Genomic DNA, 24696 nt, shown 5'->3' on the forward strand with positions numbered 1-24696 from the left:
GGTCAGGAAGCGTCGCGCAGAGCACTACGCGGTACGCCGAGCAACAGGATCAAGGTGCCGCAGGCCACCAGCGCCGCCACGATATAAAGCGCCAGGCTGATGCTGCCGGTGGAGGTCTTGATCGCACCGATCATGATGGGCGTCAGCAGGCTGCTGATCTGCCCGCAGCAGTTGACCAGCGCCAGGCCTGCGGCCTTGGCGTGGTCCGACAGGTAATACGTGGGGATGGTCCAGAAAATCGCCGTGGCCACCAGGTAGCCGCTGGTCATCAGGGTCAGTACGGCGATTGCCGAGTACGGGCTGAACAGAAAGTTGGGCAGCACCAGCATTGCCAGCGCCGCCGTGAGGCCGCCCAGCGCGAAGTGCCAGCGCCGCTCCTGATTCACATCCGAATGGCGGCACGCCCACAGCATCACGCACACGCCGACCACATAGGGCAAAGCCGAGAGCAAGCCCAGTTGCCCAAGGTTGCTCACGCCCGAATCGCGAATGATCGACGGTGCCCAGATATTGGTGACGTTGCCGGTGCACATGATGGTCAGGCAGTAGGCCAGGGTGATAAACCACACCTTGCGGTCCTTCAATGCCTCGACGAAGCGCGTATGCCCGCCGGGTTTGCGCTGTAGCCGTTCACGCGCCAGGGCTTGCTCGATGGCGTGTTTTTCATCGTCGCTCAGCCACTTGGCCGAGGCCGGTTTGTCGTCCAGCCAGTACCAAGCGAACAGCCCGGCGAGCACCGGCGGTATGCCGGTGATCACGAACAGCCATTGCCAGCCGGTAAACCCGCCGATACCGGCGAAGTGCGCCATGATCGAAGTCGACAGCGGCCCGCCGATGATCCCGCACACCGCAATCGCCATGATGAAACGCGAGGTGATACGCGCGCGGTGGCTGGCCGGGAACCAGTAGGTGAGGTACAGGATCACCCCCGGAAAGAACCCGGCTTCGGCGGCGCCCAGCAACACCCGCAGCACATAGAACTGCGCCGGGGTCTGGGCAAACGCGGTGGCGATGGTCACCAGTCCCCACAGCACCATGATGCGCATCATGGTTTTTTTCGCGCCGATCTTTTCCAGCAGCAGGTTGCTCGGGATCTCGAACAGCAGGTAACCGATGGAGAACACCCCGACGATGATGCCGAACGTGGCGTCGCTGATGTTCAGGTCGGTCTTGAACTGCAAATGCGCAAAGCTGATGTTGACCCGGTCCAGCCAGTTGAGCACGAAGCACAGGAACAGGAACGGCATGATCCGCCACGCCAGTTTGCGGTACAGGCGTTGGTCGAAGGTCGCCTGCGGGCGTTCGAAGTTCGTCATCACCAGCTCACGTCGACTTTAGCGAAGTAATAAGCACCTTCCAGGCCGTAGGGCGAGTACCAGCTATAGGTCGGGTTGTCGGTGGGGAAGAAGTAGAAGCGCTTGGCCTCGTCATTCAGTTGCTGGGGGCGACGGTCGAAGATGTTTTCGCCGCCGACGGTGACTTTCACCGCGTCGCTCAGCCAGTAGCCCAGGCTCAAGTCAGTGATGAATGCAGGGCGGATCACCTCATCGCGACTGGCGGAAATCTGGTTGCGCCCGGTGACCTTGGAATAGCGGGTTTCCTTGAGATTCACCTCAAAATCCCCCAGTTGCCAGGCGGCATTCAGCGACGTGGTGTTTTTCGGGTAGGCCGAGGTCAGGTTGCCCTGGCGGTCACGGCCCATCACGCTGACGCCGGTGCCGGCCAGTGCTGCGGGCTCCTTGATCTTCTCGATGGTTTGCAGGCTCTGATTGCTGAGCAAGGTCCATTTGGTCTTGCCGTAGCGGCCCAGGTCATAGCGGTAGTCGGCCACCAGGTCGATGCCACGGGTGCGGGTATCGGCCAGGTTGCCGAAGTACGAGACGATCTGGTTCGGGTTCAGGCCCTGGGCGGCCAGCACGTTGGAGACCGCCGTGCCTTGCAGGTTACTGGTCTGCAGGATGCGATCCTTGATGTCGATCTGGTACAGGTCGACCGTAATGTCCAGGTTCTCGGTCGGTGTGGCGACAAAGCCGAGGCTGTAGTTCATCGAGCGTTCAGGCTTGAGCTCCTTGGCGCCCAGGGCCTGGCCGGCGGCGTCGTTGACGGTGACGTAGCGCGTGGTGGCCTGCTCCAGTTGCCCGGTGAGCGGGCTGGTGCGCCAGGCGGTCAGCGACGACGAATAGAACTGCTGTTGCAGGGACGGCGCGCGGAAGCCGTTGCTCACGGTGCCGCGCACGGCGAATTGCGGGGTGAACGCGTAACGCGTGGAGAACTTGCCACTGCCGGTGTCGCCGAAATCACTGTAGTGCTCGAAGCGCCCGGCCAGGCTCACATCCCATTGATCGGTCAGGCTTTGGCTGAAGTCGACGTAGCCTGCGGTGTTGGTGCGTGAGTAATTGTGCGCGTCGGCCGGGGTGAAACCCACCAACCCTGGCGCGCCGGGGTTGGGGCGCTGGCCGGCGAGTGGGCTGCCGGTGGGGAACACGTAGCCGCCATCGGCATAAGAGGCGTATTCGCCGGCCTGGATCTCGAACCCATCGCGGCGGAATTCAAGGCCGGTCGACACGTTCAGCGGCTTGGCAAACAGCCCGGTATCGAACGCACGGGTCAGGTCGAGGTTATTGGTCCATTGGCTGGCGATCAGGTTGCCGCCGTCCATATCCTGAGGGCTGTTTGGTCCCAGGGACGGGTTCAGCGAACGTTCGTTGCGGGTGTTGGCGTTGTTGTAGCCGTAGCTGCTGCTCAGGTCCCAAGCCCAGCCCAGCAGGTCGTCGTTGCGCACGCCGAACACGCTTTGGAAGTCGTCTTCTTCCACGACGAAACGCGGCGAGAAACCGTCCGGGTACACCGAGACAATGTTCTGCGGCGAGTTGGCGGTGCGGTAAGTGCCCCAACTGGTGGAGTTGCGGTGGCTGAGGGTGGAGAACGAGTACAGCGTGTAGTCCTCGTTCAGCGGCAGTTCGGCGTTGTAGCCGAAGTTATAGGTTTGCGAACGAGGTTGGCCCAGTTGCTGGCGGTAGCGGCTTTCGCTGGTTTCGCGCGGGTCGGGCTGGCCGTTCTGGCGGAAATAGATGCTGGTGCGATCCGGCACGGCGCCGGCCACGTTGGAGCTTTCCTGGAGGCCGATATCGGCGCTGAGGCTGAAAAAGCCGTCATTGGGCAGCTCGAAGCCCTGGTTGATCTGACCCTGGCCCCGCGCACCGAAATTACCCTTGCCGCCCACACGGTTGGCGTACTGCCCATAGAGGGCGCTGCCGCTGCCGCCGGAGCGGTTGGTCTTGAGGATGATGTTGATCACCCCGGCAATCGCGTCCGAACCGTATTGCGCCGCCGCGCCGTCGCGCAGCACTTCCACGTGGTCCACCGCGGCGATGGGGATCAGGTCGAGGTCGGCGGGCGACTGGCCGCTTGAGGTGGCTGCGGTCTGCACAAAGATCAGCGACGTATTGTGGCGGCGCTTGCCGTTGACCAGCACCAGCACATGGTTACCGCCCAGGCCGCGCAAAGTCGCGGACTTGACCGACAACCCGGTGCCGCCGGTAAAGCCTGCGGCGTTGGTGTAGGACGGCACACTGGCGGCCAGGGCGTCGCGTAGGTTCTGTTTACCGGAGCGGGCGAGGTCGTCGGCGCTGATCACATCGATCGGCGCCAGGCTCTTGGCGACGGTGCGACCGCTGTCCCGGGCACCGGTGACCACCACGGTTTGCAGGGCGGTGTCACTGGCCGCCGACGGACGTGACGGGTTCTCTTCAGCGTGGGCTGCCGGCTGGGCGCACAGCCCGAGGATGCCGGCGGTCAGCAGGCTGAACCTGGGACGAAAGCGAGTGTATGGGCGAGACATGGTGAGGCTCCGATGGTTAGGTGCCGCTTTCCATTCCTGGTGGTGGGAGTTCCTGACAGTACTGGGGAGGCTTATGTGTTGGCTGTTTCTAGTTATGGGTTGAGGTCAACGCCCCAGCATCACGTCCTGGCGGGCCTGGTCGACCAGTGCCATCTGCCGCGTCAGTCGGGCTTTGCGTTCGGCCAGCAGCAAGGTCTTGGTCCATTCCACGGCCTTAGAGGAATGGCTGGCCAGGCGTGCGGCCAGTTCCAGCGCGCTGGCGTAGGCGTCGTCCACCACTTGGTTGACCAGGCCGATGGCCAAAGCCTCTTGGGCATCGAATTTGCGCGCGCTGAGCATGATGTCCAGGGCCGCTGCTTCGCCTATCAGGCTGGGCAGGGTGATCGCACTGAAGCCGGACAACATGCCGTGCTGCACTTCGGGGAAGTGAAAGCGCGTGTCGTGCCGCGCAATACGGAAATCGCAATGAATCGCCAGGCTGATGCCCAGGCCCAGGGTGTGGCCGTGCAACGCGGCAATCACCGGCTTGCTCAAATCGTTGCCGACACCGGGCAGGGCACGGGCCAGGACTTCGCTGCTGACGGTCTCGCCGGTGGCGTCGATCTCCTTGAGGTCGGAGCCGGCGCAAAACGCCCGCTCGCCGGCACCGCGCAGCACGATGGCGCGCACGGCGGTGTCTTGCTGCGCGCGCTGCCAAACCTCGGCCAGCGCGTGCTTGGCCTGGCTGTCCAGTGCGTTGAGGCGCTCCTGGCGGTTGAGGGTGACCACCAGGATTCCTTCGCCAATATTTTGATACTCGACTGTCATGGGGTGCTTTTTATCCGGTGTGAAAGAAAGACGCGATTACCCCTTGAGGTCAGCGCCAAAGTGAGGAAAACTTAATTGATGTGCACAATGCAAACAAGATGTTTGTTATATGAACATATTCTTATCGGGTCAAAAACGGTTATAAAAAATGAAAGCCATAGTTCTAAAAGCCTTCGGCGGGCCGGAGCAATTGCAGGTCGAGGAGGTGCCGACCCCGCAGGTTGGCGCGGGTGAAGTGCTGGTCCAGGTCGCGGCAGCCGGGGTTTGCCATCATGACCTTTTGCATCGTGCCGGGCGGTTACCGGGAGCCCATACCGGCGTGGTACTGGGCCATGAAGTGGCGGGTGAAGTGGTTGAGGTGGGCGCGGGTGTGCACCATTTGACGGTCGGCGCCCGGGTGGTGGTTTACCAGCGACGCTTTTGCGGTCAGTGTCGTGACTGCCTGCGCGGTCGCCAGGATCTGTGCCGGGCCCTGGGCCTGCCATCGGTGGACACGGAAGGCGCCTATGCCGAATACCTGCGAGTACCCGCGATCTCCGCCATCGAACTGCCCGACGGTCTGGACTACATCCCGGCCGCCTTGGCGTCCTGCCCGATCGGCACCAGCGTGCGCGCGTTGCACGGCGAGGCCGCGCTCAAACCCGGCGAAAGCGTGTTGATCAATGGCGCCAGCGGTGGCCTGGGCGCCCATCAGATCCAATTGGCCAAGGCGGTAGGCGCGCGGGTCATCGCCGTCACAGGCAGTGCGGACAAGCGTGATTTTCTCCACAGCCTGGGCGCCGATGACGTGATTGTGAGCAGCGGCAGCTACAGTGCCGAGGTCTGGAAACTAACCGGCAAACGCGGCGTGGACGTGGCCATGGAAAACCTCGGCAGCACCCTTGAAGACACTCTGCGCAGCATGGCCCTCGGAGGGCGCGTGGTGGTATTGGGCAATGTGACGCCCGTCAGTGTGCCGATCAACCCAGGGCTGTTGATCGGCCGACGCCTGCGGGTACAAGGCTCCGGCAGCGCCACCCTCGAAGAAGTGCGCCTGGCGCTGGCATTGATCAAGGGCGGGCAGGTCAAGCCGTTGATTGACCGTGTGCTGCCGTTTCACCAAGTGGCCGAGGCCCACGCGCTGCTGGAATCGCGTCAGGTCAATGGGCGCATTGTGTTGAGCGGGTGGTAAGCATGGACATCAGTACGCTGCTCAGCCAGGCGGCCTTTAAATGGCCCGACCACATCGCACTGCACGAACCGGCCAGTGCTCGCACCCTCACGTTTGACGAATTGGACCGCGCCCTCAGTGGCGTCGGACAAGCGTTGGATCGGTTGCAAATCCCGGTGGGTGCGCGGGTGGCCTTACTGGCCGACGCCAGCCTCGACTACCTGCTGGCCGACTATGGCTGCATGGCCAGCGGCCGTGTGCGCGTGCCGCTGGATCCGGCCCTGGCGCTTGATGAATTGCTTGCTCAGCTACAGGACGCGGGCGCTGCCTTGCTGCTGTTTTCCGAGCAGTACGCCGGTGTGGCGCAAGGCTTGGGCATCCGTTGCCTGCCGCTGCAAGCCGTGACCGACTCCAACCCCGTCGACATCCTTCCACGCCCGGCGCAATCACCCCAGGCGCTGGCCTCGCTCAACTACACCGGCGGCACCACCGGCACGCCCAAGGCCGTGATGCACCGGCATGCCAGCCTGTGTGCGGTGTTGCAAAACATCGTCATGGGGCGGGGCGCCGTGGTCGGCGATGTACTGCTCAACGTCCGCCCGCTATGGCCGATTGCAGCGGTGGCGGTGCTGGCCCATTTGCTCAGCGGCGGCCGAGTGGTGTTGGGTGGTCGCTTCGACGGCAAGGCATTCATCGCTCAGCTTACTGAGTACCAGGTGGCGTTCAGCTCTCTTGTGCCTACGCAATTACTGCGTCTGTTGCGCGAAACCGGCCCTGCAGCGGCCGATCTTCCGGTATTCAAGAGCCTCGATATCGGCGCTGCCGCGTTGACCGGCGACGTGCTGGAAGGCTCATGCAGTTTGTTCAGTGAACGCATCGGCGTGCTCTACGGCATGACCGAAGCGCCCTGGAGTTGCTACCTCTCGCCCGCGCAAATGTCGGCGGTGCGCGCGGCCGGCGACAGTGGCGAAGGTGTGGTGGGCCGACCGTTGTTCAGCGCCGCGATCCGTATCGATCAACCGGACGCAAACGGTGTGGGCGAGATTCTGCTCGGCGGCCCGCAATTGATGAGTGGCTACTGGCAACTTGAAGCGCTCAGTGCTAAGACCCTGGACAACGGCTGGCTGCGCAGCGGTGACCTAGGGCGCATTGGCGCCGATGGGCTGCTGCGAGTGCTGGGGCGTTGCAAGGACATCATCCGCAGCGGCGGCAAATCCGTGCAGCCCGGTGAAGTCGAACAGAACCTGCTGAGCCATCCCGGCGTGCAGGACGCCCACGTGTTTGGCCTGGAGGACCTGGAGTGGGGCGAGCAAGTATGCGCAGCCGTGGTATTGGAGGGTTCGCGAGAGCTATCGGCACAGCAGTTGATGGACCACTGCCGCGCCGGTTTGTCGCGCTACAAGGTGCCGCGCCGCATTTACTTCATCGACGAACTACCGCGCTCCCACTACGGCAAGGTGCAGAAAAACCGCCTGCTCGCCGCACTGGGCCTCAAGCCCTAAAGGTTGCCCAACTGCGCCGCGATACCTTCACAGGCGCGGCGCACGTGGCTGGCCAGGGAAGAGCCGGGGTGGGTTTCGTCTTCCATCTCAAGCCCTGCAACGACGACCGCGCCAATGGCTTGCCCGGCTTCCACGCGAATCGGAAACGCCACCGAAGACAGGCCCGGCTTGAACTCGCCGTGGCCGAAGGCGAAGTCCTGCTGGCTGCGAATTTGCTCCAGTGCCGGCAGGGCTTTGGCGTAACGCGCTTCGCCGAGGATTGCCTGTGCGGCCGTCTTGCTGTAGGTGGCGAGTACCGCACGCCCGCTGGGGCTGCCGTCGATGGGGAATTGGTCGGCCAGGTCGACAATCACGTTGAGCGGCGTGGTCGGTGTCCACATCCGCTCGATCAACACCACTTGGTCACCCACCGGCACCGACAACGACACAATCGCCTGGCGCTCGCCGATCACCCGTTGCAACTCGATGGCGTAGGGCAGGGCGATCTTGCGCAGGTTCAGGCGGTTCAGGTACGCCGCCGAGTAGATCAGGCATTCCGGGCCGATGCGATAGGTGCCGCCCTGGGATTCGATCAGGCTCCAGTGGGTCAGGGTCTTGAGCAGGCGATGAATGGTGGTGCGGTCTATACCGGTCAGTCGCGCCAGGTCCAGCGCGCTGGCGCCATGCTTGAGGCCCGACAGGGTGCGCAACAGTACGATCGAACGGTCGATAACCTGAACGCGCCCACCGGCGTTTTCCTTACTGCTGGTGGGCGGGGGAGGAGCTGAAGAAATATCCATGGTGGCAGCGGCTTCCGAAATCATTTTGTTCGGCAAGCGCGGATCGCAGGCTTGGCCGGTGACCAAGGTTAGCCGCGATCCGTTGCTGGGTGAAGCCTTGATTTACGTGTCGAAGAACACCAGTGCGCGCAATTCGATGCTGCGCCGTGGCGGCGCGTCCTTTGGCGTGGTGGGGTCATCAAATGCGGTGTGTGCACTCAGCCTGGCTACATCCCGCCGCGAATCGTGGATCTTCAACAGTAAGGCCTCGTCTGGTCGCAACTGCGGATAGTAAAACCAGCGGTGAGCCGGGTTAGCCTTGACCGAAAACGTTTCGCCGACCTTGTCGCGATACACCAGGTCGCTGGGCAACAAATCGCTATCGACCATGCTACGCGCATCGCACAAGGCAAGGGGCGTGCTCAGCACTGTCGCGCCGATGGGCCGCCACACATTGATGATCGCAAAGCGTTTGAGCAGGCGCTGTTCGGCTTCGTCTGGGTCGAGGTGGTCGCGCACACGGCGAATCGCCGAGCGTTCGGTCTGGTCGTTGTGCACGTAGCGCACCGGCTCGCGCAGGCCACGCGCCTCACGGCCAGGGTCATCGACGCGAATCGTATGGTCGAAAATCACCACCTTTATCGCACCAGTCTGCTGTTTGAGCAGGGCTTCGGTTTCCGGGTAGTAATGCAGGCGCACCTGTTCGTCATCCTCCAGGTTGACCACTGCGCTGGCGTGCTCGACCTTCTCGAAGCCCTCACGCTGCAGGCTCGCAGACGTATCCAGCAACCGCGCGTTATGGATGGTCACCTGGGTAGGGTCAAGTACGCCGCTGCGCTGGGCCGCGCCATCGGGTGGCGGGTAGGTGTAGTTCACCGGGCGCTCGCCGGTGTCTTTCAGGTAATTGAGCACGCCGAGCACGGAGGCGGGCGCGAGTTGTGTCTGATGGGTTCCCATAACCATCTCCCGGTGTCAGAACGGTTCCTTGAATGGCCGCAAGTCCAGCTCCTGGGTCCAGGCGCTGCGCGGTTGGGTGTGCAGATACCAATAGGCGTCGGCGATGTCTTCGAGCCGCAATGCGCCGTCCTCGCCCAGCTTGGTCAGGTAGTCGGGCGCACGGCTTTTCACGCGCTCGCCATCGATGGAACCGTCGATGACCACATGGGCGACATGCACATTCTGTGGGCCGAATTCCCGCGCAAACGACTGGCTTACCGAGCGCAGCCCGGCCTTGCCTGCCGCAAACGCGGTGTACGGCGGCTTGCCGCGCAGTGAGGCGGTGGCGCCGGTAAACAACAGGCTGCCGCCACCATTGGCGAGCAAGGTGCGGGTGGCTTCGCGGGCGAATAAAAAGCCCCCCAATGTCGAGGCGCGCCAGGTTTGCTCGAACAACTCGGCGCTCAACTCAAGCGCCGGCTTGGACACCGAATTGCCCACGTTGAAGATCGCCGCCCTGAGTGTGCCGAGCTCATTGACCTGGGCGATGGCGGCGAGCACGTCGGCTTCGATACCCAAGTCGGCCACGATTGCATTGGCTTTGCCGCCGTTCGCTTCTATATCAGCCACCACCGTCTGCAACTTGTCCTGGCTCCTGCCGCTGACCGCTACGCGGTAGTCCTCGCGGGCAAAACGCCGTGCTAAGGCTGCACCCAGCCCGGCAACCGCGCCGACCCCGGCAATCCACACCACTGATTCCGCCATGCGCCACATCCTCCAATGGGGTAAGTGGCTACCAATCTACCCATGGCCGGGCGGGAGGAATAAGAATATCGACAGCTAAGGTTATGCCCATGTTCTCAGACGTAAGGGAGCGGAAAGGTGCAGCCTGTGAGAGGCAGGTTCAATGCCCTACCAATTCTTCCAGCAACTCCTCCTTATACCCCTGTAGCACTGATGATGTCCGATCCCTCGGATGGGGCAGGTCTACCCGGATTTCATGCTTGATCCGGCCCGGATGTGCGTCCATCACGATCACTCGATCTCCCAGGTATAACGCCTCTTCAATATCGTGGGTGACCATAATCACCGTGCAACGCTGCTGTACCCAGATGCGTTGCAGCTCGCGTTGCAGGTGCACGCGGGTCAAGGCATCGAGGGCGCCCAGCGGTTCATCCAGTAGCAACACCTTTGGCTTGTTGATCAGCGCCCTGGCGATCGCGGCGCGCTGCGCCATGCCGCCGGAGAGCTGATGGGGGTAGGCATTTTCAAATCCTTCAAGGTTCACCAGCGTGATGTGTTCAGCTACCTGACGGTCTTTCTCCACCTGGGCCAGCTTGTGGTTTTTCAGGGCCAGGGCGATGTTCTGGCTGACGGTCATCCAGGGGAACAGGCGATGGTCCTGGAACACGATGCCGCGTTCCAGGCTGGTGGCGGCGATACGCTTGCCGTCCAGCAAAATATCGCCTCCGTATTCGGCTTCCAGGCCGACAATGAGTCGCAGCAAAGTGGATTTTCCGCAGCCGCTGGCGCCGACAATGCTGACAAACTCGCCAGGGCGCACGTCGAGCTGGATGTCGTGCAACACCGGCAGTGAACGGCCTTCGATCTGGTATGTCTTGTTCAGGCCGCGAATCTGCAGCGCACCGGTTTGCAGGTATAGCGGGGAAGCGATTGCGTTCATATCAGGGCCTTTCAACGGAGGTTGCGCCAGCGCAACAGGTGGCGGCTCAGCAGGGTGAATAACAGGGTCATCAGGTAGCCGAGCAAGCCGATGCACAGCACGCTGAGCACGATCACTTCCATGCGCGAGCCGGCCTCTGCGTTCATCATCAGATTGCCCAGGCCCGCCCCGGAGGACAGGAACAATTCACTGCCTATCGCGGTGACCCAGGCGAATGCCAGCGCGTGCAGCACGCCGGTGGCGATACTCGGCAACGCCGCCGGCAGCAGCACCTGGGTGAATTGCTGAACAGGGGTGAGCACCAGCACCTGGCCAACTTCCCGGTAACGGCGCTCCACATGGCTGAAACCCTGGTAGGTGTTCAGTACCATCGGGTAGAACGCGGCAAGGGTGACGATCAGCACTTTGGAAAACTCGCCGTTGCCGAACCACATCGCAATCAGCGGGATCCAGCCAAGCATCGGTACCTGACGAATCGAGTGGAACAGCGGGCCGATCAAACGGTTGGCTACGCTGGACAGTGCCATCAGCACCCCCAGCATCACGCCGAACACAATGCCCAGTAGCAAGCCACTGCTGGTACGCGCCAGGCTTGCCAGCAGGTTGACCAGTAGTTCGCCGTTGCCGAGCATTTGCAGCAACGCGGGGCCGATTGCCGATAACGGCACGAAGGCATAGGCCCCGGCAGCGTCCTGGCGTGAGACGTATTCCCAGGCGAGCACCAGCAGCAGTGGCAGCAGCAGTCCTCGGGATTTTTTCAGTAAGGGCAGCATGTGAGGCTCCTAGCGGGTCTGCCAGCGAAACAGGCGCTGTTCGATACGGCGAAAGGCATAGTCGAGGGCAAACCCAATCACCCCGGTCACCACTACACCGACCATCACCACATCGATGCGCAGCATCTGCCGGGCCATCTCGATCATCTGCCCCAGCCCACTGTCGGCCGCCAGCAACTCAGTGGCGACCAGCACCACCCATGCACGGGTCAAGCTGATGCGAAAGCCGGTGATGATCGGCGGCGCGGCGGCGGGCAGAGCCACCAGGCGCACAAAGGTCGGCCAGCGCAAGCGGTACACGTCGGCCACTTCGAAGTAACTGCGCGGAATGCCGCGTACCCCTTCTCCTGCAGCGAGTGCCACCGGGAAGAACGCGGTTTTGGCGACGATAATGATCTTGAAGGTTTCATCAATGCCGAACAGCAGCACGAACATCGGTATCAACGCGATGCTGGGGATCTGGCGCAGGGTGTGGAACAGCGGCCCGCAGTACACCTCGACGTTCTTGGACAAGGCCATCAGCACGCCGAAGACCAAGCCACACAGTGAACCAATGCCAAAGCCCAGGCCGAGCCGCGACAAGCTATTACCCAGGTGTTCGAGCAATTCGCCGCTGGCCAGCAGTTCTTCGAAGGTGTGCAGCACCTGGGCCGGTGGTACTAGTAGGTTGCGCGGGAAAATCCCGAGGTGGGCCACCCACGTCCAGACGGCGAGCAAAGCCAGGGGCGAGATCAGCCAGGTGAGAGCGGTGAACAATCGATGGGTGCGCATGGCAAGTCTTTTTCAGCGAAGTACAACGTGTCCATCGCAAAACATGTGCCACAACCCAACCCATCTGTAGGAGCCCGGCTTGCCGGCGATGAGACCCGTAAGATCAGCTCATGGCAAACGGGCAATTGGTGATGGGGTGCTGCTGGGGCAGCACCCATTCAGCAGCCGCCTCAGAAGTCGTAGCTCACGCTGGTGTAATAAAACGCCCCCTGTGCGCCTTCCGGGCTGGTGATGGAGTATTTCGGTACCCCATACAACTGCGCACCATCGGATTTGTCAGGGTGGGTATCGAACAGATTGATCGCACCCACCGAGACTTTTACGCCCTTGTGGAAGGTATACGACAGGTCGAGATCGGTCACCCATTGCGGGCTGTAGGTTTGATCCAGGCTGGGATTGGTGGCATTGAGGCTTTTCCATTCGCCATAGCGGCGCTGGGCCACGGTCAGGCCCCAGTTTTCATACAGCCAGTTGGCGCTCAGGGTCAGCTTGGTGTCCGGCGTGCCTTCCTCGATCAGGCCCTGTGTGTTGCGCCCGACAATCTGCGAACCCTTGATATTGCCCACATCGCGCAAGCCAGTGATGGTGGTGTCGGTCTTGGCAAAGCCGCCGCTCAGGTTCAGGCGACCCCACTGCTGCAGGTCCCACTGGTAATTGCCGGTCAACTCGATACCGTCGGTGCGGGTGTCGGCGACGTTGGTGTAGAACGCCGCGCTCTGGATATTGGCGTAGGGTGTACCGGCGAAGATCGGCGTGACCACGCTGGCGGGCAACTGGTCGGAAAGGGTGATGCGGTTGTCGATGTTGATGCGGTACGCGTCCACCGTGACCGAGGCATTTTCCAGTGGGCGCCAGACCAGGCCCAGGGAATAGTTGGTCGACTCCTCCGGCTTGAGCGCCTTGCCGCCAAGCGCCTGGGCTTCCGGGCTGTTGGCGCGCAACGTACGTTGTTGCACCTCGACGAAGTTGCCGCTGCCCGATGGTTGCTCTACCACCTGCACACTGAACGAGGACATGCCGCTCTGCACCAACGAAGGCGCGCGATACCCGGTGCTCGCAGTGGCCCGTGCGGCGATCTGTGGAGTGAAGTCGTAGCGCAGGGACAGTTTGCCGTTGGTGGTGTCGCCAAAGTCCGAATAGTGCTCAGTACGCACCGCCACGCCGGCCTGGAATTTCTCGGTAACCTGGCCCTCGACGTCAATGTAGGCGCCCAGTACCTTGCGATCCAGCGAGGCAGCATCTACCTGGGTGATGCCTGAGTAATAACCTGGAATTCGGCGCCCGGTGATCGGGTCGGCCGTGTTGAACAGCGGGCCGTTCTGCCAGCCCGCCGCTTCACCCGCGCTCAGTTGATAGTTTTCCTTGCGCCAGGCCAGCCCGGCGGAGAGTGTCAGCGGCTTGAACAACAGGTCGGTGGGAAAGTCGCGCACCCAGTCCAGGGTCAAGTTGGTCTGGTCGTTTTCGCGCTCTCCGGTGTAGATCTTCGATGGGCTATTGGTGCCGTAGCTGGGGTTGATCGCATTGCGGTCGGTGGATTTAAGGGTGTTATTACCATGGTTGAGCGCCAGGTCGAACTTGCCCAGACGCTCGTTCTCCCAGCGCAGCCCGCCGGTCACCGCATAATCCTCCAGGCCGTAGCGGGTGATCGGCAAGCGGCCGTCTGGGTAGCGCGCCAACGCGTTACTGCCGTAGTTGTTACGCAAGGTGGTAGGCGGGTCGAAGAAACCTTCGGCGTCGGTGTTCTTGTGGGAGTAGGTGGCGAAGCCGTAGGCGGTCAGGCTCTCGCCGATGCCGACCTCGCTGTTGGCCACGAAGTTGTACTGGTCCGAGACATTGCCTGCACCCCAACGCCAGGTGCGGTAGCGGTTATTCTGCTCGCGGGGCGTATTAACACTGGTATCTCCGGGGTAAAAGATCCGGTTGTCGGGGTTCGTGTCGCTGGCCGGGTCCTGGCTGCCGGCGTCGAAGCTCAAGGTCAGGAAGCCGTCGTTGGGCAGCGTGAAACCCTTCCAGCCGTTGAGCTTACGCTGCAGGCCATCGCCTTTGTCATAGCCGCCAAAGCGATAGCCCAGGTTGCCGCCGTCGTCGTTTTCCTTGAGCACAATGTTGATTACCCCCGCGATGGCGTCGGAGCCATATTGGGCTGCGGCGCCGTCGCGCAGGATCTCTACGCGCTGGATCGCACTCAACGGAATCAGGCTCAAGTCCACCGCCGCCGCGCCACGCCCATTCACCAGGCTCTGACGGGTGATATTCGCGCTGCTGTGACGGCGCTTGCCGTTGACCAGCACCAGCACTTGGTCCGACGCCAAGCCACGCAGCGAAGCGCCCTGGGCGATGGAGCCGCCGAAGGCTCCTTGAGGTGATTGTGGGAAGTTGAACGACGGCGACAAGGCGGTGAGGGCGCCGGACAGATCGGTGGCGCCGGTTTGCTGCAATTGCTCGCCAGACAGTACGTCGACGGGTGCTGCGCTTTGCAGGGCGGTCAAGTCGCTGCGGCGGGTGCCTAGTACCACTACGGTGTCCAGGCGATCGTTTTTTGCAGTTGGCTGCGTATCGTCTGCCGCAAATACAGGCACGGCAAGGCTGCCCATGACCAGCGCAATGGCGCCGGCCAACGGAGTGCGTTGGAACATAAAAAGGTCCTTTCAGAATGTAGGAGCCCGGCTTGCCGGCTCCTACAGGGAGTGGAGGTGTGGTTGGGTTAGAAGCGGCTGGTCACGCTCAGGCCTACGGTGCGAGGGTCGCCGTAGGTGATCACGTACTGGCCCAAGCCACCGTTCGGCCGGCCATGGACTTGGTAGCGGCGGTCGGTGAGGTTGTTGACGAAGCCGGTGACGCTGAGTTTTTCGTCGGTGCTGTACCAGGTCAGGCGACTGTTAGCCAAGGTGTAGTGAGGCTGGCTCAGGTCCTTGTCGGCGCTACTCTGGCGGTCGGCGAGGAAGTATTCCTTGTCGCGGAAACTCACATCCGCCCCCGCCACCAGCTTGCCGCCGATTTCCAGTGGGATGGTGTAGTCGCCGCCCAAGGACACCACATTACGCGGCGAGCGCACGAAGCTGTTGCCGCTATAGTCGCCGGTGACTGCGCCGGTGGTGGGGTTGGTGTTTTTGAAATCGGTGTATTCGCTGTCCAGGAACGAGATCGCTGCGCGCAGGTGCAAGTAGTCGGTGAGTTGGCCTTCCAGTTCCAGCTCGGCACCTTTGACCTTACCCTTGGCGCCGTTGGTCAAGGCGGTTGTCAGTACTCCGTTGTTAACCGTCAGCAGGTTCACCTGAATGTCCGAATAGTCGTAGTAGAAGATATTCGCGTTGGCGGTCAGGCGATGGTTGAACCACTCGGACTTCACGCCGAACTCATAGGCGTCGAGTTGTTCCGGGTCTACCGTGGTCAGTTGCGACAGGCTGGTGGACAACCCGGTGTTGAAACCGCCGGAACGGAAGCCATGGGCGTAGCGGAAAAACACGCGCACGTTGTCGTTGATGCGGTATTCCGGGGTCAGGTCGTAGGTCCAGGCTTCCCAGGTCTTATCCTCCTGGCGATTGCCGTTGCTGCCGGCGGCGGCTAGCGGGATCAATGGGCCGTTGGCGGTGGCGCGGGTCAACTGGGTCAGGCTGAGGTCGATGTCTTTCTTTTCCTGGGTCCAGCGCAGGCCACCGGTCACGCTGAAGTTGTCGGTGAAGTCGTAGGTCAGGTTGCCGAATAGCGCGTAGCTGTCAGTCTTGTGGTCGTAGCTCAGGTCACGAAAATCCGTGGCGCCCCCAATCTGGTTCGAACCTGTGCCGTTGGGGGTCGGGCCGGGCTGGATAAAACGCCCGGCGGTGCTATCCAGATCTTCATGGAAATAGTGCGCACCGGCCAGCCAGCGCAGGGTTTCCTGCTGGGGCGAGGCCAGGCGGATTTCCTGGGAATACTGAGCGTATTTGTTGTCTGCAGTGGAGGTCCCGTTGACCTCGTACGGCGTGTAGTCGCCGTCACTGCTGGACTGGCCGCGAATATAGTCATAGGCGCTGATGGACGTGAGGGTGTAGTCGCCCAGGTGCCAGTTGAGGGTCAGCGAAGTACCGTCGTGATTGAGCTTGGAATCGTCTTTCACATTGAGCGCGATATCGCGCCCGGCCGGCCGCTGGTAGCCCACGTTGTAATAGCGGCCCAGGGTCAGCGCACCGTTGGCGCCGTCGCTCTTGAACTCGCGGCTATGGATTTTCCACAGCGCGTCCAGGTCGTCGTTGAGCTGGGCGAAGAACTGCAGGCGCACGGCCTTTTTGTTCACGTCACCGTAGGTGTGATCGTCCACCAGGTTCTTCTGGAAACCGTCGCGCTCTTCGGAGTACAGCGAGATCCGCGCAGCGAGTTTCTCATCCACCAGAGCACCGCCGAGGGCGCCGCTGAGGATGCGTTCGTTCTTGCTGCCAAAGCCGATGGTGCCGAAACCGTCGGTGTCGAACGTCGGTTTCTTCGAGATGATATTTACCGCGCCGGCCGTGGTGTTCTTGCCGTAGAGCGTGCCCTGTGGCCCGCGCAGAATCTCGATGCGCTCCAGGTCCCACAGCGGGCCGCCACCGGCAATCGGTGCGTTCAGGTACACGTCATCGGCATAAATGCCTACGGGGTAAACCGTGGCCGCACCGGTGTCGCCAGTGCCCAGTCCGCGGATGTACCAGCGCGGGCGACCGTCGCCGTCGGGATTCTTGGCCGAGGCGTTGGGAATGAAGGTGGTGATGTCGCCCATGTTACGTACGCCATCGGCGACGATGCTGGTGCCCTGGACCGCCGATACCGCCACCGGAACCTCTTGCAGGGTTTGCTCGCGGTGTTGCGCGGTGACGGTCACGGTCTTGAGTGACGGCTCGGTCTTGCTGGCGTCGTCTTCAGCGGCGTGCGTGCTGCCGGCGACGAGCAAAGCGAGCCAAAGGCCCTTGGTGATCGGATTGATTTTATGCATTGCAGTCTCCCCCGGAAAATATGTCCTTAAGGGGGGTAGAGCAGAGATCGTGCCAAGAGGATTTCAGTGTTGATACATGAGCGTAAGCTTCTGATTTTAATTATAAAAAAAATATACAAAGCTGAGTTTTATAACGCTTTCAAGAGGCGTGAAAACGACCTGCGGAGGATTCAGCAGAAAGTGCGCGCAGTGTGTTGCTGGAGCAGCAGGGAAAGTGTTGCCAGGCCAACACAGCTGGCACTGATCACACATTAATTGTAGGAGTTCGGCTTGCCGGCGATGGCGTTTTCACGGCTGCCATCGCCGGCAAGCCGGGCTCCAATAGGTAGGGTAGGACTAAACAGCGACGCGCGAAGTGGAGCCAATGACTTTTTCCAGCACGCTGAAGTCGATCCAGTCGCGCACATCGAAGCGGCGCGGGATGAAGTTCCAGCGGAACAGGAAGTCGGTGAAATCCTGCAATGCATCGATCGAGCGCGAGTCCAGCGTGGTCCGCAGTCGACGGTGCGCATCTTCACCATAGGCGGCCGTGACCCAGTATTCGCTGGTATTGAGTTCTTTGGCGAGAAAGCGCCGGGTTTCATCCGGGTTGGCCCAGGCCCACTGCTCGGTGCGCAGCACGGTATCGACGATTTTCACGCTGGCATCGAAATGCTCCTGCAGCAGGTTGATATCCACGGTGAGGGTGCGCGGCGTGCCGTTGTTGCTGCGGATCAACGGGTCCGGGTGCGAACCGGTGTCTACCACGACATGCAAACCGAACTCATTGGCCAAGTGCACAGCGTGGGCGCCCTTGAGAAAGATCGCGTCGATATCGCCGCGCAGCAGGCCGATCAGTTCATTGTTACGCCGACTGAAGCGGCTGACCCCCAGTCCGATTTCGGGGCCATACACATAGGAGGTCTGGTTATCGCTGTAGGTCCCGCCATAGGGGTAGTCCACCAGTTCCACGTCCGACACGTTCAAGCCTTCGAGCTTGAGCGCGTTTTCCAGGCCACGCAGGGCCTGGGCACGCGTGAAGTCGATCTGTACGTTGGCCCACTTGGGCAGACCGAAACGGCGGTTTTTCAGGTCGCGTACGTTCTTGACTCCGCTCTCTGCGGTGGTGAGGATCAACTGCACCTCGTCGCTCCACGACAACCCCAGCACGCGGGTTTCGACGCCACTGGCGTAGGCCCAGATCGCCGGGATATTGCCACCGTGGCGCACCGAATTCTGCAGGTGATGGTCATAGTGGGCTTCGCGCACTTCCCGCTCGGTGGACTCGCGCAACGATTGGATATTGGTGCCAAAGGGCAGGAAGGCTTCGGCCAGTCGCCCGGACTGCACCGCGATGCCAAGCCCGGTGGGGACCGGGCTGTGGGTATACCAGAGAGTATCGAGTGGTTTGCTCATAAAATTCTTCGTTCAAATCCATGAAATGTTCGCACATTGCAGGAGCCCGGCTTGCTGGCGATGGCGCCCGTGAATGATGCAGTAATCATTAGGAGGCCATCGCTGGCAACCCAGCTCCTGCAGGGTTGGCGTTGTCGTTGAGCACAGTGTTCAACGGCCGTGCATCGATCCATTCACGCACATCGAAGCGCTGTGGAATAAAGCGCCAACGGTGCAAAAAGTTGGTGAAGTCCTGCAGGGCAGCAATCGCCTGTTCATCCAGCTCGGTACGCAGGCGCAGGTGCGCGTCGTGGCCATAGGCGGCTGTCACCCAATACTCGCTGCTGTTGGTTTCCCGCGCCAGGTAACGGCGGGTGTCTTCCGGGTGGGTATGGGCCCACTGTTCGGCGCGCAGCACCGCGTCGAGGATGCCAGTGGCCACGTCAAAATGGTTCTCCAGCAGGTTCAGGTCTACCGCCAGCGTGCGTGGGGTGCCGTTGTTGCTGCGGATCAGTGGGTCGGGGTGGGCGCCGGTATCGATCACGATATGCAGGCCGAAATCATGGGCGTGCTGGGCGGCGCTGGCGCCCTTGAGGAATATTGCATCCACCTCGCCGCGCAGCAGGCCGATCAGTTCCAGGTTGCGCGCGCTGACCTGGGTGTTGACCGGCGTGCCGGCCACATTGCGCACGGCGCTGTCGCTGAAGGTACCACCGTAGCGGAAGTTGACAAGCTTCATATCGCCGACTTTCAAGCCTTCCAGCGACAGCGCGTTTTCCAGGCCGCGCAGGGCCTGGGCGCGGGTGAAGTCGATTTGAACGCTGGCCCAGTCCGGCAAGCCGAAGGTGCGGCCCTTGAGGTCCTTGATGGTCTTGATACCGCTGTCCGGGCGGGTCAGGATCAGTTGCACTTCATCCGCCCAGGACAAGCCGATCACCCGGGTTTCGCGGCCTTGGGCGCGGGCCCAGATCGCCGGGATATTGCCGCCATGGCGCACCGAGTTCTGCAAGGTGTGGTCGAAGTGCGACTCGCGCACGGCCTTGTCATTCGATTCGCGCAGGGACTGCACCTCGGTGCCCAAGGCGCCGACGGTGTCTTGCAACCAGCCCTTTTGTACGGCGATGCCCAGCCCGGTTGGCACAGGACAACGGGTATACCAGAGGGTGTCGAGGGGTTGTGTCATCAGAGGTTCTCCCCCAGCGCTCAGGCGCTGGCTTTCAAAGGTTGGCTCGCCGGGCGTTGGTGCACCAGCGGCAAGACTTCCTGGCCAATGCGCAAGGCTTCCTCAAGGTGCGGGTTGCCGGCAAGGATAAAGGTCGAGAAGCCGGCGTCGCGGTATTCCACCAGGCGCTCGGCGATGTTTTCGTGGCTGCCCACCAGGCCGACGGTGGGTCCCGGCTTGGCCTTGGCGAAACCAGCCCAGAGGTTGGGGCCGATGGTCAGGTCGTCGAAGCGGTCGACGTTCTGGTGATAGGCGGTCTGCCGTGCGCCGCCGACTGAATCCGAACCGCTGGTAAAGCCTTTGGCAACCGTACTGGTCTTGCCTTCGAGTTTGTCGAATTGGCGTCGCAGGTCTTTCCAGGCCAGCTCTTCGGTCTCACGGGCGAACAGGTCGACCCGCAGGCCGAAACGTACCGTGCGCCCTTGTTTGTCGGCCAACTCGCGTACGCGCTCGATATGCGGCTTGAGCTTGTCGATGGGCTCGGCCCAATTCAGGTACACGTCGGCGTGTTTGGCGGCAACGCCCAACGCAGCATCGGAGAATCCGGAGAAATAAACTCCTGGCTTGCGCTCATGACGCAGGCCGGTGGGCAGGGCACCGTTTTCCAGTTGGTAGATCTCACCATCGTAGGAGAATTTTTCGTTCTTCCACAGGCCCTGGATGATGTCTAGGAATTCGCCGGTGCGCTTGTAGCGCAGGTCATGTTCGAGGAAATCGCCATTGGCGCGCTGGCTCGCGGGGTTACCTCCGGTGATGATGTTCCACTCCAGGCGTCCACGGCTGAGGTTCTGCAGGATCGCGGCTTGCTGCGCGGCGTAGGCGGGCAGGGTCCAGGTGGCTTGGAAGGCGATCAGGAACTTGATGCGCCGGGTTTCGCGGGCCAGCGCTGCAGCGGCGATCCAGGGCTCGGGGCCGGTGGGCAGCAAGGCGCCTTCAAAACCTGCTAGTTCGGCGGCCTTGGCCACTTGGGCGATGTAGTCGATGTAGGTGAAGTCATCCGGCTCTCCGTTGGGTAATCGCCCCGGGGCGATATTGCCAGGTCGGTAGTCGGGGTTGCCACGGTTGTGTTTGTCGGTGGTCAGTTGCGGACCGTCGGTGCCCAACGGCAGGCGCCAGAAAAATTCAGTGCTCATGGGTGCTCCTGATTTGAGTCGTGCAAGGGGCGCAGACCTGATGCGCAAGGTCTGTGCAACGTGCATGCCATGGGCGCTTCGGCCAATGGCTACGGGGGCAACCGCACTTCAGCATGAGAGGGCTGCTGCTGTAGCAGCAGCCTCCCAGCAACCAATGCTGGACGCGCAACATAGGCTTTCAGGGGGCCGGCACGCTGGCTCCTATAGGGCGATGGCGTCAGGTTGATGGGCACTGCGCAGGTAGGTGTGGTACAGCGCTGCATAGGGCCCGGCCTGTCCGATCAATTGCTGGTGTGGCCCCAGTTCCACCACTTGGCCGTGGCGTACGACGGCAATCCGGTCGGCATCCCGAATCGTTGCCAGGCGGTGGGCGATGATGATTGCCGTGCGCCCCTCACACAGGCGTCGCAAGGCCCGTTGGATACGCCGTTCGGTATGAATATCCACCGCCGACGTCGCCTCATCCAGAACCAGCACCGCCGGGTCCGCCAGGTACGCGCGCACCAGGCACACCAGTTGCCGCTGGCCATGGCTCAGATGTGCCCCCAGTGGCCCTACTTCAGTGTGGTATTGATGGGGCAGGCGCTCCAGCACTTCATCGGCGCCCAGCTCACGGGCAGCGGCGACCAGCGTTGCATCATCGGCCTGGGGCGCGGCCAGGCGCAGGTTGTCGAGGATGCTGCCGCTGAACAGTACATTGTCCTGCAACACCACGCCCACATGGCGACGCAAGGTATGTTGCGCCAGGTCGCGCACATTGATGCCGTCGAGTCGCACGGCGCCGGCTTGGACTTCGTAGAAGCGCGTCAGCAGTTGCACCAGGGTACTTTTGCCGTGGCCGGACGGGCCGACGATCGCCAGCACTTCTCCTGCTGGAATATGCAGGTTCAAGCCTTTGATTACGGGCGCCTGACCATAACCGAACTCCACCTGGTCAAACTGCACTTCCCCACGAGCGCGTTCCAATGTGCGGGGGGTAGCGCTGTCGAGGATCTGCGGGCGCGTGTCAAGCAACAGGAAGATCCGCTGGGCTGACGCCGAACCCGTGGCGTAGCGTTCAAACAGGTCCGACAGCTCCTGCAACGGCCCCAGGAACAGAAACACGTAGAACAGGCTTTCTGCCACCTGGCCGACACTGACTTCACCCGCCGCCAACCCATACGCACCCACCAGCAATAACAGCGCGATGCCTGCTGAACTGAGCAGTGCGGTGAACGGTGCAAACCACGACGAGCGCAAACTGCCGCGAATCAGCGCGTGGTTGAAATCATTCAGCAGCACGCGATAGCGCTGCAGGTTCGGCGCCTCCTGGGCGCACTGTTGCAGCAAGCGCGCACCGCTGACGCTTTCCACCAAGTGCGCGGTAAAGCGGCTGCGGTTCTCCGCGACCTTGGCCCAGTTGCGCTGGGAAATACGCTTGAAGCTCCATGTCGCGAGCACCAGCAATGGCACCGTCGCTACCAGGCTGAGGAAGAACCGTGGGTCGATGCGCCAGAGCATTACCGAGGCCAGGCCGCAGCGCAGCACGGCGCCCAGCAGTTCCGGCGGGCCTTGGATCACCAGCGGTTCGAGGGCGTCGACATCGCGGTCGACCCGGGAAATGATGCGCCCTGCACGAGTCTGGTCGAAGTAGCTCACGCTCAGGTTCTGCACATGGGCAAACACCTGCACGCGCAAGGCATTCAACACGCGGATCGCCGCGCCGCCGGCAACAAACTGCGAGACCCCGGCCAGCAGGAAACGCGCCAGCCAACTTGTCGCCAGGCCCAGGCCTAGCCATAGCACCAGGTTTTCCTCCAGCAGCCAGTGATCGGCTTGCCGGATCAGCCCTCGGTCCAGCAGCTCGCGTACAAACCAGGGCCGCAGGAATACGGTGAACACCAGTAGGATCTCAATGCCGATAACAGCCGCAATCTGCCGACGGATCGGTCGCAGTAACGGCAGCAAGCGTTTGAACATGCCACGATCGAGGGCCTTTTTCGCCAGCATTTCTTCGATTTCGATATCGCTCAAGGCTTTGCCTGGCAGCGGGTTAGCCATGGTCTATCCCCAGCAGGTCGCGGTAGTGCGCATTGGTTGATTGCAGTTCAGCATGGGTGCCTTGGGCGGTGATCCTGCCGTCATCCAGCATCAGCACGCGGTCGGACAGCAGGATGGTCGAGAGCTTGCTGGAGATCACCAGCACCGTGGTGCCGCGCAGGTGTCGCAGGTTGTGCAGCACCTGGCGCTCGCTGATGGCGTCGAGGGCGCTGGTAGCGTCATCCAGGCATAGGATGTCGGGTTTGCCGAGCAGCGCGCGGGCCAGGCACAGGCGTTGGCGCTGGCCGCCGGACAAGGTCACGCCCCTATCGCCGATAGGGGTTTCAAGGCCCTGGGGCAGGCGCTGCAGGACATCTTCAGCAGCGGCTTGATGCAACGCTTCGCGCAGTTCTTCGTCAGTGGCATTAGGCGCGGTCAGGCGCAGGTTGGCCGCCAGGCTGCCGGCAAACAGGAAACTCTCCTGGGGTACCACATGCACGCGCTGACGCAGCGGGCCCAGTTGCAGGTTACGGATGTCATGCCAGCCGTCGTTGTCCGAACCGAGCAACAGGCGCCCGGCGGTTACATCGCTCAGGCGTGGCAATAAGCTGGCGAGCAGGCTTTTACCGGTGCCGGTTGCACCCACCAGCGCGACGATTTCACCCGGCTGCAAGGTCAGCGAACAGCCGTGCAAAATGTCGCGGCCACCACCGGGCGCGGTCACGCTGACCTGTTCCAACTTCAGTCCCAGCGGGCTGGCGGGTAGGGTGGCAGCACCACTGCGGATCGCGGCCGGGGCGTCCAGCAGTTGCCAGATGCGTTCCGCACTGGCGCGGGCATCGGCGAAGGTCTGCATTACCCGGCCGATGCCCTCTATACGAAACACCAGGGTGGTGGCGATCAGCAGCGAAGTGACCAATTCGCCGATTCCCAGTTGACCGGTCGCCACCAGGTGCGCGCCGTATACCAGGATCCAGACGTGACCCAGCGCCACTACGGCCTGGGGCAGCGGAATACGTGAGCTGGAATAAGCCAGGGCCTGGCGCGCCAACGCAGCAAACACCGCCACCTGATCTGCAAAGCCCTGGATACGCCGCTGTTCCAGGGCGAACGACTTGATCACCCGTACGCCGCCAATGCCTTCGCTCAGGTCCTGGTTGACCCGGTCATAGGCGCTACCGACCGCGCGATCCAGGCTCACCAGCTGTTCGGTCTGACGCACGAAAATCGCCAAGCCGGTCACCGTCAGCAACAGCGGCACCAGCCCTAGCAGCGGGTTGTACCAGCTCAGCAGGCCAACCGTGGCCAGCACCACCAGCGGTGTCTCTACCAACTGCCGCCAGAAAGTGATCAATGCGTCGCGCACTTTGTCGGCATCACGGGTGGTGCGGGTGATCATTTCACCCATGCCGTGCTGCCAGTGATAGCCCAGGTGCAGGCTTTGCACCTGGGCCAGGATGCGTGAGCGCAGGCGCGTCAGCAGTTCCTGGCTGATCACCAGCGACAACACGCTGGCGATGTATTGCAGCACGCCACGGCCCAGGGCCACGGCAAGCATCAGGCCCAGCCAGTACCAGCCAAGGCCGGCATCCAGGCTGCCGTCGCCGAGGCGTACCACGGCACGCCCGGCGCTCACGTCATTGACTGCATGGCCGATCAGCCATTGCTGCCAGACCAGGCCCAGGTTGATGGCCACGTACAGCGCCGCCACCAGGGTGAATCGCCAGGGCATTTCCCTATAGATCGCCAGGCTGCGTAGAAGAGGGTGTCGTTCGATCATG

Annotated in this window: 18 protein-coding genes; 2 read left to right on the top strand and 16 right to left on the bottom strand. The window is 62.1% G+C overall.

The genetic code is table 11. The features are described from left to right. Positions 1–2: 2 nt before the first annotated feature. From ACODSV_RS01695 to ACODSV_RS01705, 3 genes are all read right to left on the bottom strand, one after another. The gene (locus ACODSV_RS01695) at positions 3–1316 is read right to left on the bottom strand and encodes an MFS transporter (protein WP_043205144.1); all 1314 of its coding nucleotides are present in this window, start codon (positions 1314–1316) and stop codon (positions 3–5) included. Continuing rightward, the gene (locus ACODSV_RS01700; protein ID WP_454843866.1) at positions 1316–3841 is read right to left on the bottom strand and encodes a TonB-dependent receptor plug domain-containing protein; all 2526 of its coding nucleotides are present in this window, start codon (positions 3839–3841) and stop codon (positions 1316–1318) included. The genes ACODSV_RS01695 and ACODSV_RS01700 overlap by 1 nt, the downstream gene beginning before the upstream one ends. A 105-nt stretch (positions 3842–3946) precedes the next feature. Beyond that, positions 3947–4648: an enoyl-CoA hydratase/isomerase family protein gene (locus ACODSV_RS01705; protein ID WP_012723437.1), complete on the bottom strand. Its 702-nt coding sequence runs from the start codon at positions 4646–4648 to the stop codon at positions 3947–3949. A gap of 148 nt (positions 4649–4796) precedes the next feature. On the opposite strand from ACODSV_RS01705, the gene ACODSV_RS01710 reads away from it, so the two are divergent. Beyond that, entirely contained in the window at positions 4797–5819 is a 1023-nt protein-coding gene (locus ACODSV_RS01710) for an alcohol dehydrogenase catalytic domain-containing protein (protein WP_012723438.1), read from the top strand. A 2-nt stretch (positions 5820–5821) separates the two neighbouring features. Next, a complete protein-coding gene (locus ACODSV_RS01715) occupies positions 5822–7300 on the top strand; it encodes a class I adenylate-forming enzyme family protein (protein ID WP_150054174.1) in 1479 nt (492 codons plus the stop codon). Here the strand turns inward: ACODSV_RS01715 and ACODSV_RS01720 are convergent. The 13 genes from ACODSV_RS01720 to ACODSV_RS01780 form a co-directional block, all read right to left on the bottom strand. Then, positions 7297–8079 carry an IclR family transcriptional regulator gene (locus tag ACODSV_RS01720; RefSeq protein WP_150054173.1) on the bottom strand — a complete coding sequence of 261 codons (783 nt, stop codon included), beginning with the start codon at positions 8077–8079 and terminating at the stop codon, positions 7297–7299. The two genes, ACODSV_RS01715 and ACODSV_RS01720, sit on opposite strands and share 4 nt — an antisense overlap. A 102-nt stretch (positions 8080–8181) precedes the next feature. Continuing rightward, entirely contained in the window at positions 8182–9015 is an 834-nt protein-coding gene (locus ACODSV_RS01725) for a CmcJ/NvfI family oxidoreductase (protein ID WP_043205147.1), read from the bottom strand. Positions 9016–9030: 15 nt separating this feature from the next. Continuing rightward, positions 9031–9759, bottom strand: coding sequence for an SDR family NAD(P)-dependent oxidoreductase (locus ACODSV_RS01730; protein ID WP_093545079.1), 729 nt, complete (start codon positions 9757–9759; stop codon positions 9031–9033). A 139-nt stretch (positions 9760–9898) separates the two neighbouring features. Continuing rightward, on the bottom strand, positions 9899–10678 hold the full coding sequence (locus ACODSV_RS01735; protein WP_093545081.1) for an ABC transporter ATP-binding protein: 780 nt from the start codon (positions 10676–10678) through the stop codon (positions 9899–9901). Positions 10679–10689: 11 nt separating this feature from the next. After that, entirely contained in the window at positions 10690–11451 is a 762-nt protein-coding gene (locus ACODSV_RS01740) for an ABC transporter permease (RefSeq protein ID WP_150054171.1), read from the bottom strand. A gap of 9 nt (positions 11452–11460) precedes the next feature. After that, on the bottom strand, positions 11461–12222 hold the full coding sequence (locus ACODSV_RS01745) for an ABC transporter permease (protein ID WP_150054170.1): 762 nt from the start codon (positions 12220–12222) through the stop codon (positions 11461–11463). A 170-nt stretch (positions 12223–12392) separates the two neighbouring features. Beyond that, positions 12393–14858, bottom strand: a complete 2466-nt coding sequence (locus ACODSV_RS01750; protein WP_150095159.1) for a TonB-dependent receptor plug domain-containing protein — start codon at positions 14856–14858, stop codon at positions 12393–12395. Between the two features lie 68 nt (positions 14859–14926). After that, positions 14927–17167, bottom strand: a complete 2241-nt coding sequence (locus ACODSV_RS01755; RefSeq protein WP_150054168.1) for a TonB-dependent receptor — start codon at positions 17165–17167, stop codon at positions 14927–14929. A 336-nt stretch (positions 17168–17503) separates the two neighbouring features. After that, on the bottom strand, positions 17504–18562 hold the full coding sequence (locus tag ACODSV_RS01760; RefSeq protein ID WP_065941389.1) for an ABC transporter substrate-binding protein: 1059 nt from the start codon (positions 18560–18562) through the stop codon (positions 17504–17506). 88 nt (positions 18563–18650) lie between these two features. Continuing rightward, entirely contained in the window at positions 18651–19724 is a 1074-nt protein-coding gene (locus ACODSV_RS01765; RefSeq protein ID WP_150054167.1) for an ABC transporter substrate-binding protein, read from the bottom strand. A gap of 20 nt (positions 19725–19744) precedes the next feature. Next, positions 19745–20896 (bottom strand): LLM class flavin-dependent oxidoreductase, encoded by a 1152-nt coding sequence (locus ACODSV_RS01770; RefSeq protein ID WP_150054166.1) that lies wholly within the window; start codon positions 20894–20896, stop codon positions 19745–19747. A 201-nt stretch (positions 20897–21097) separates the two neighbouring features. Next, the gene (locus ACODSV_RS01775; RefSeq protein WP_150054165.1) at positions 21098–22936 is read right to left on the bottom strand and encodes an ABC transporter ATP-binding protein; all 1839 of its coding nucleotides are present in this window, start codon (positions 22934–22936) and stop codon (positions 21098–21100) included. Continuing rightward, a complete protein-coding gene (locus ACODSV_RS01780) occupies positions 22929–24695 on the bottom strand; it encodes an ABC transporter ATP-binding protein (protein WP_150054164.1) in 1767 nt (588 codons plus the stop codon). Before ACODSV_RS01780 ends, ACODSV_RS01775 begins: the two co-directional genes overlap by 8 nt. Position 24696 lies beyond the last annotated feature (1 nt).

The organism is Pseudomonas sp. FG86 (assembly GCF_057808775.1).

Coding starts and splice junctions, on each gene's coding strand:
- ACODSV_RS01720 (WP_150054173.1), bottom strand. CDS start 8,079: ATGGATATTTCTTCAGCTCCTCCCCCGCCCACCAGCAGTAAGGAAAAC.
- ACODSV_RS01715 (WP_150054174.1), top strand. CDS start 5,822: ATGGACATCAGTACGCTGCTCAGCCAGGCGGCCTTTAAATGGCCCGAC.
- ACODSV_RS01775 (WP_150054165.1), bottom strand. CDS start 22,936: ATGGCTAACCCGCTGCCAGGCAAAGCCTTGAGCGATATCGAAATCGAA.
- ACODSV_RS01765 (WP_150054167.1), bottom strand. CDS start 19,724: ATGACACAACCCCTCGACACCCTCTGGTATACCCGTTGTCCTGTGCCA.
- ACODSV_RS01700 (WP_454843866.1), bottom strand. CDS start 3,841: ATGTCTCGCCCATACACTCGCTTTCGTCCCAGGTTCAGCCTGCTGACC.
- ACODSV_RS01735 (WP_093545081.1), bottom strand. CDS start 10,678: ATGAACGCAATCGCTTCCCCGCTATACCTGCAAACCGGTGCGCTGCAG.
- ACODSV_RS01745 (WP_150054170.1), bottom strand. CDS start 12,222: ATGCGCACCCATCGATTGTTCACCGCTCTCACCTGGCTGATCTCGCCC.
- ACODSV_RS01730 (WP_093545079.1), bottom strand. CDS start 9,759: ATGGCGGAATCAGTGGTGTGGATTGCCGGGGTCGGCGCGGTTGCCGGG.
- ACODSV_RS01755 (WP_150054168.1), bottom strand. CDS start 17,167: ATGCATAAAATCAATCCGATCACCAAGGGCCTTTGGCTCGCTTTGCTC.
- ACODSV_RS01725 (WP_043205147.1), bottom strand. CDS start 9,015: ATGGGAACCCATCAGACACAACTCGCGCCCGCCTCCGTGCTCGGCGTG.
- ACODSV_RS01780 (WP_150054164.1), bottom strand. CDS start 24,695: ATGATCGAACGACACCCTCTTCTACGCAGCCTGGCGATCTATAGGGAA.
- ACODSV_RS01710 (WP_012723438.1), top strand. CDS start 4,797: ATGAAAGCCATAGTTCTAAAAGCCTTCGGCGGGCCGGAGCAATTGCAG.
- ACODSV_RS01770 (WP_150054166.1), bottom strand. CDS start 20,896: ATGAGCACTGAATTTTTCTGGCGCCTGCCGTTGGGCACCGACGGTCCG.
- ACODSV_RS01740 (WP_150054171.1), bottom strand. CDS start 11,451: ATGCTGCCCTTACTGAAAAAATCCCGAGGACTGCTGCTGCCACTGCTG.
- ACODSV_RS01760 (WP_065941389.1), bottom strand. CDS start 18,562: ATGAGCAAACCACTCGATACTCTCTGGTATACCCACAGCCCGGTCCCC.
- ACODSV_RS01705 (WP_012723437.1), bottom strand. CDS start 4,648: ATGACAGTCGAGTATCAAAATATTGGCGAAGGAATCCTGGTGGTCACC.
- ACODSV_RS01750 (WP_150095159.1), bottom strand. CDS start 14,858: ATGTTCCAACGCACTCCGTTGGCCGGCGCCATTGCGCTGGTCATGGGC.
- ACODSV_RS01695 (WP_043205144.1), bottom strand. CDS start 1,316: ATGACGAACTTCGAACGCCCGCAGGCGACCTTCGACCAACGCCTGTAC.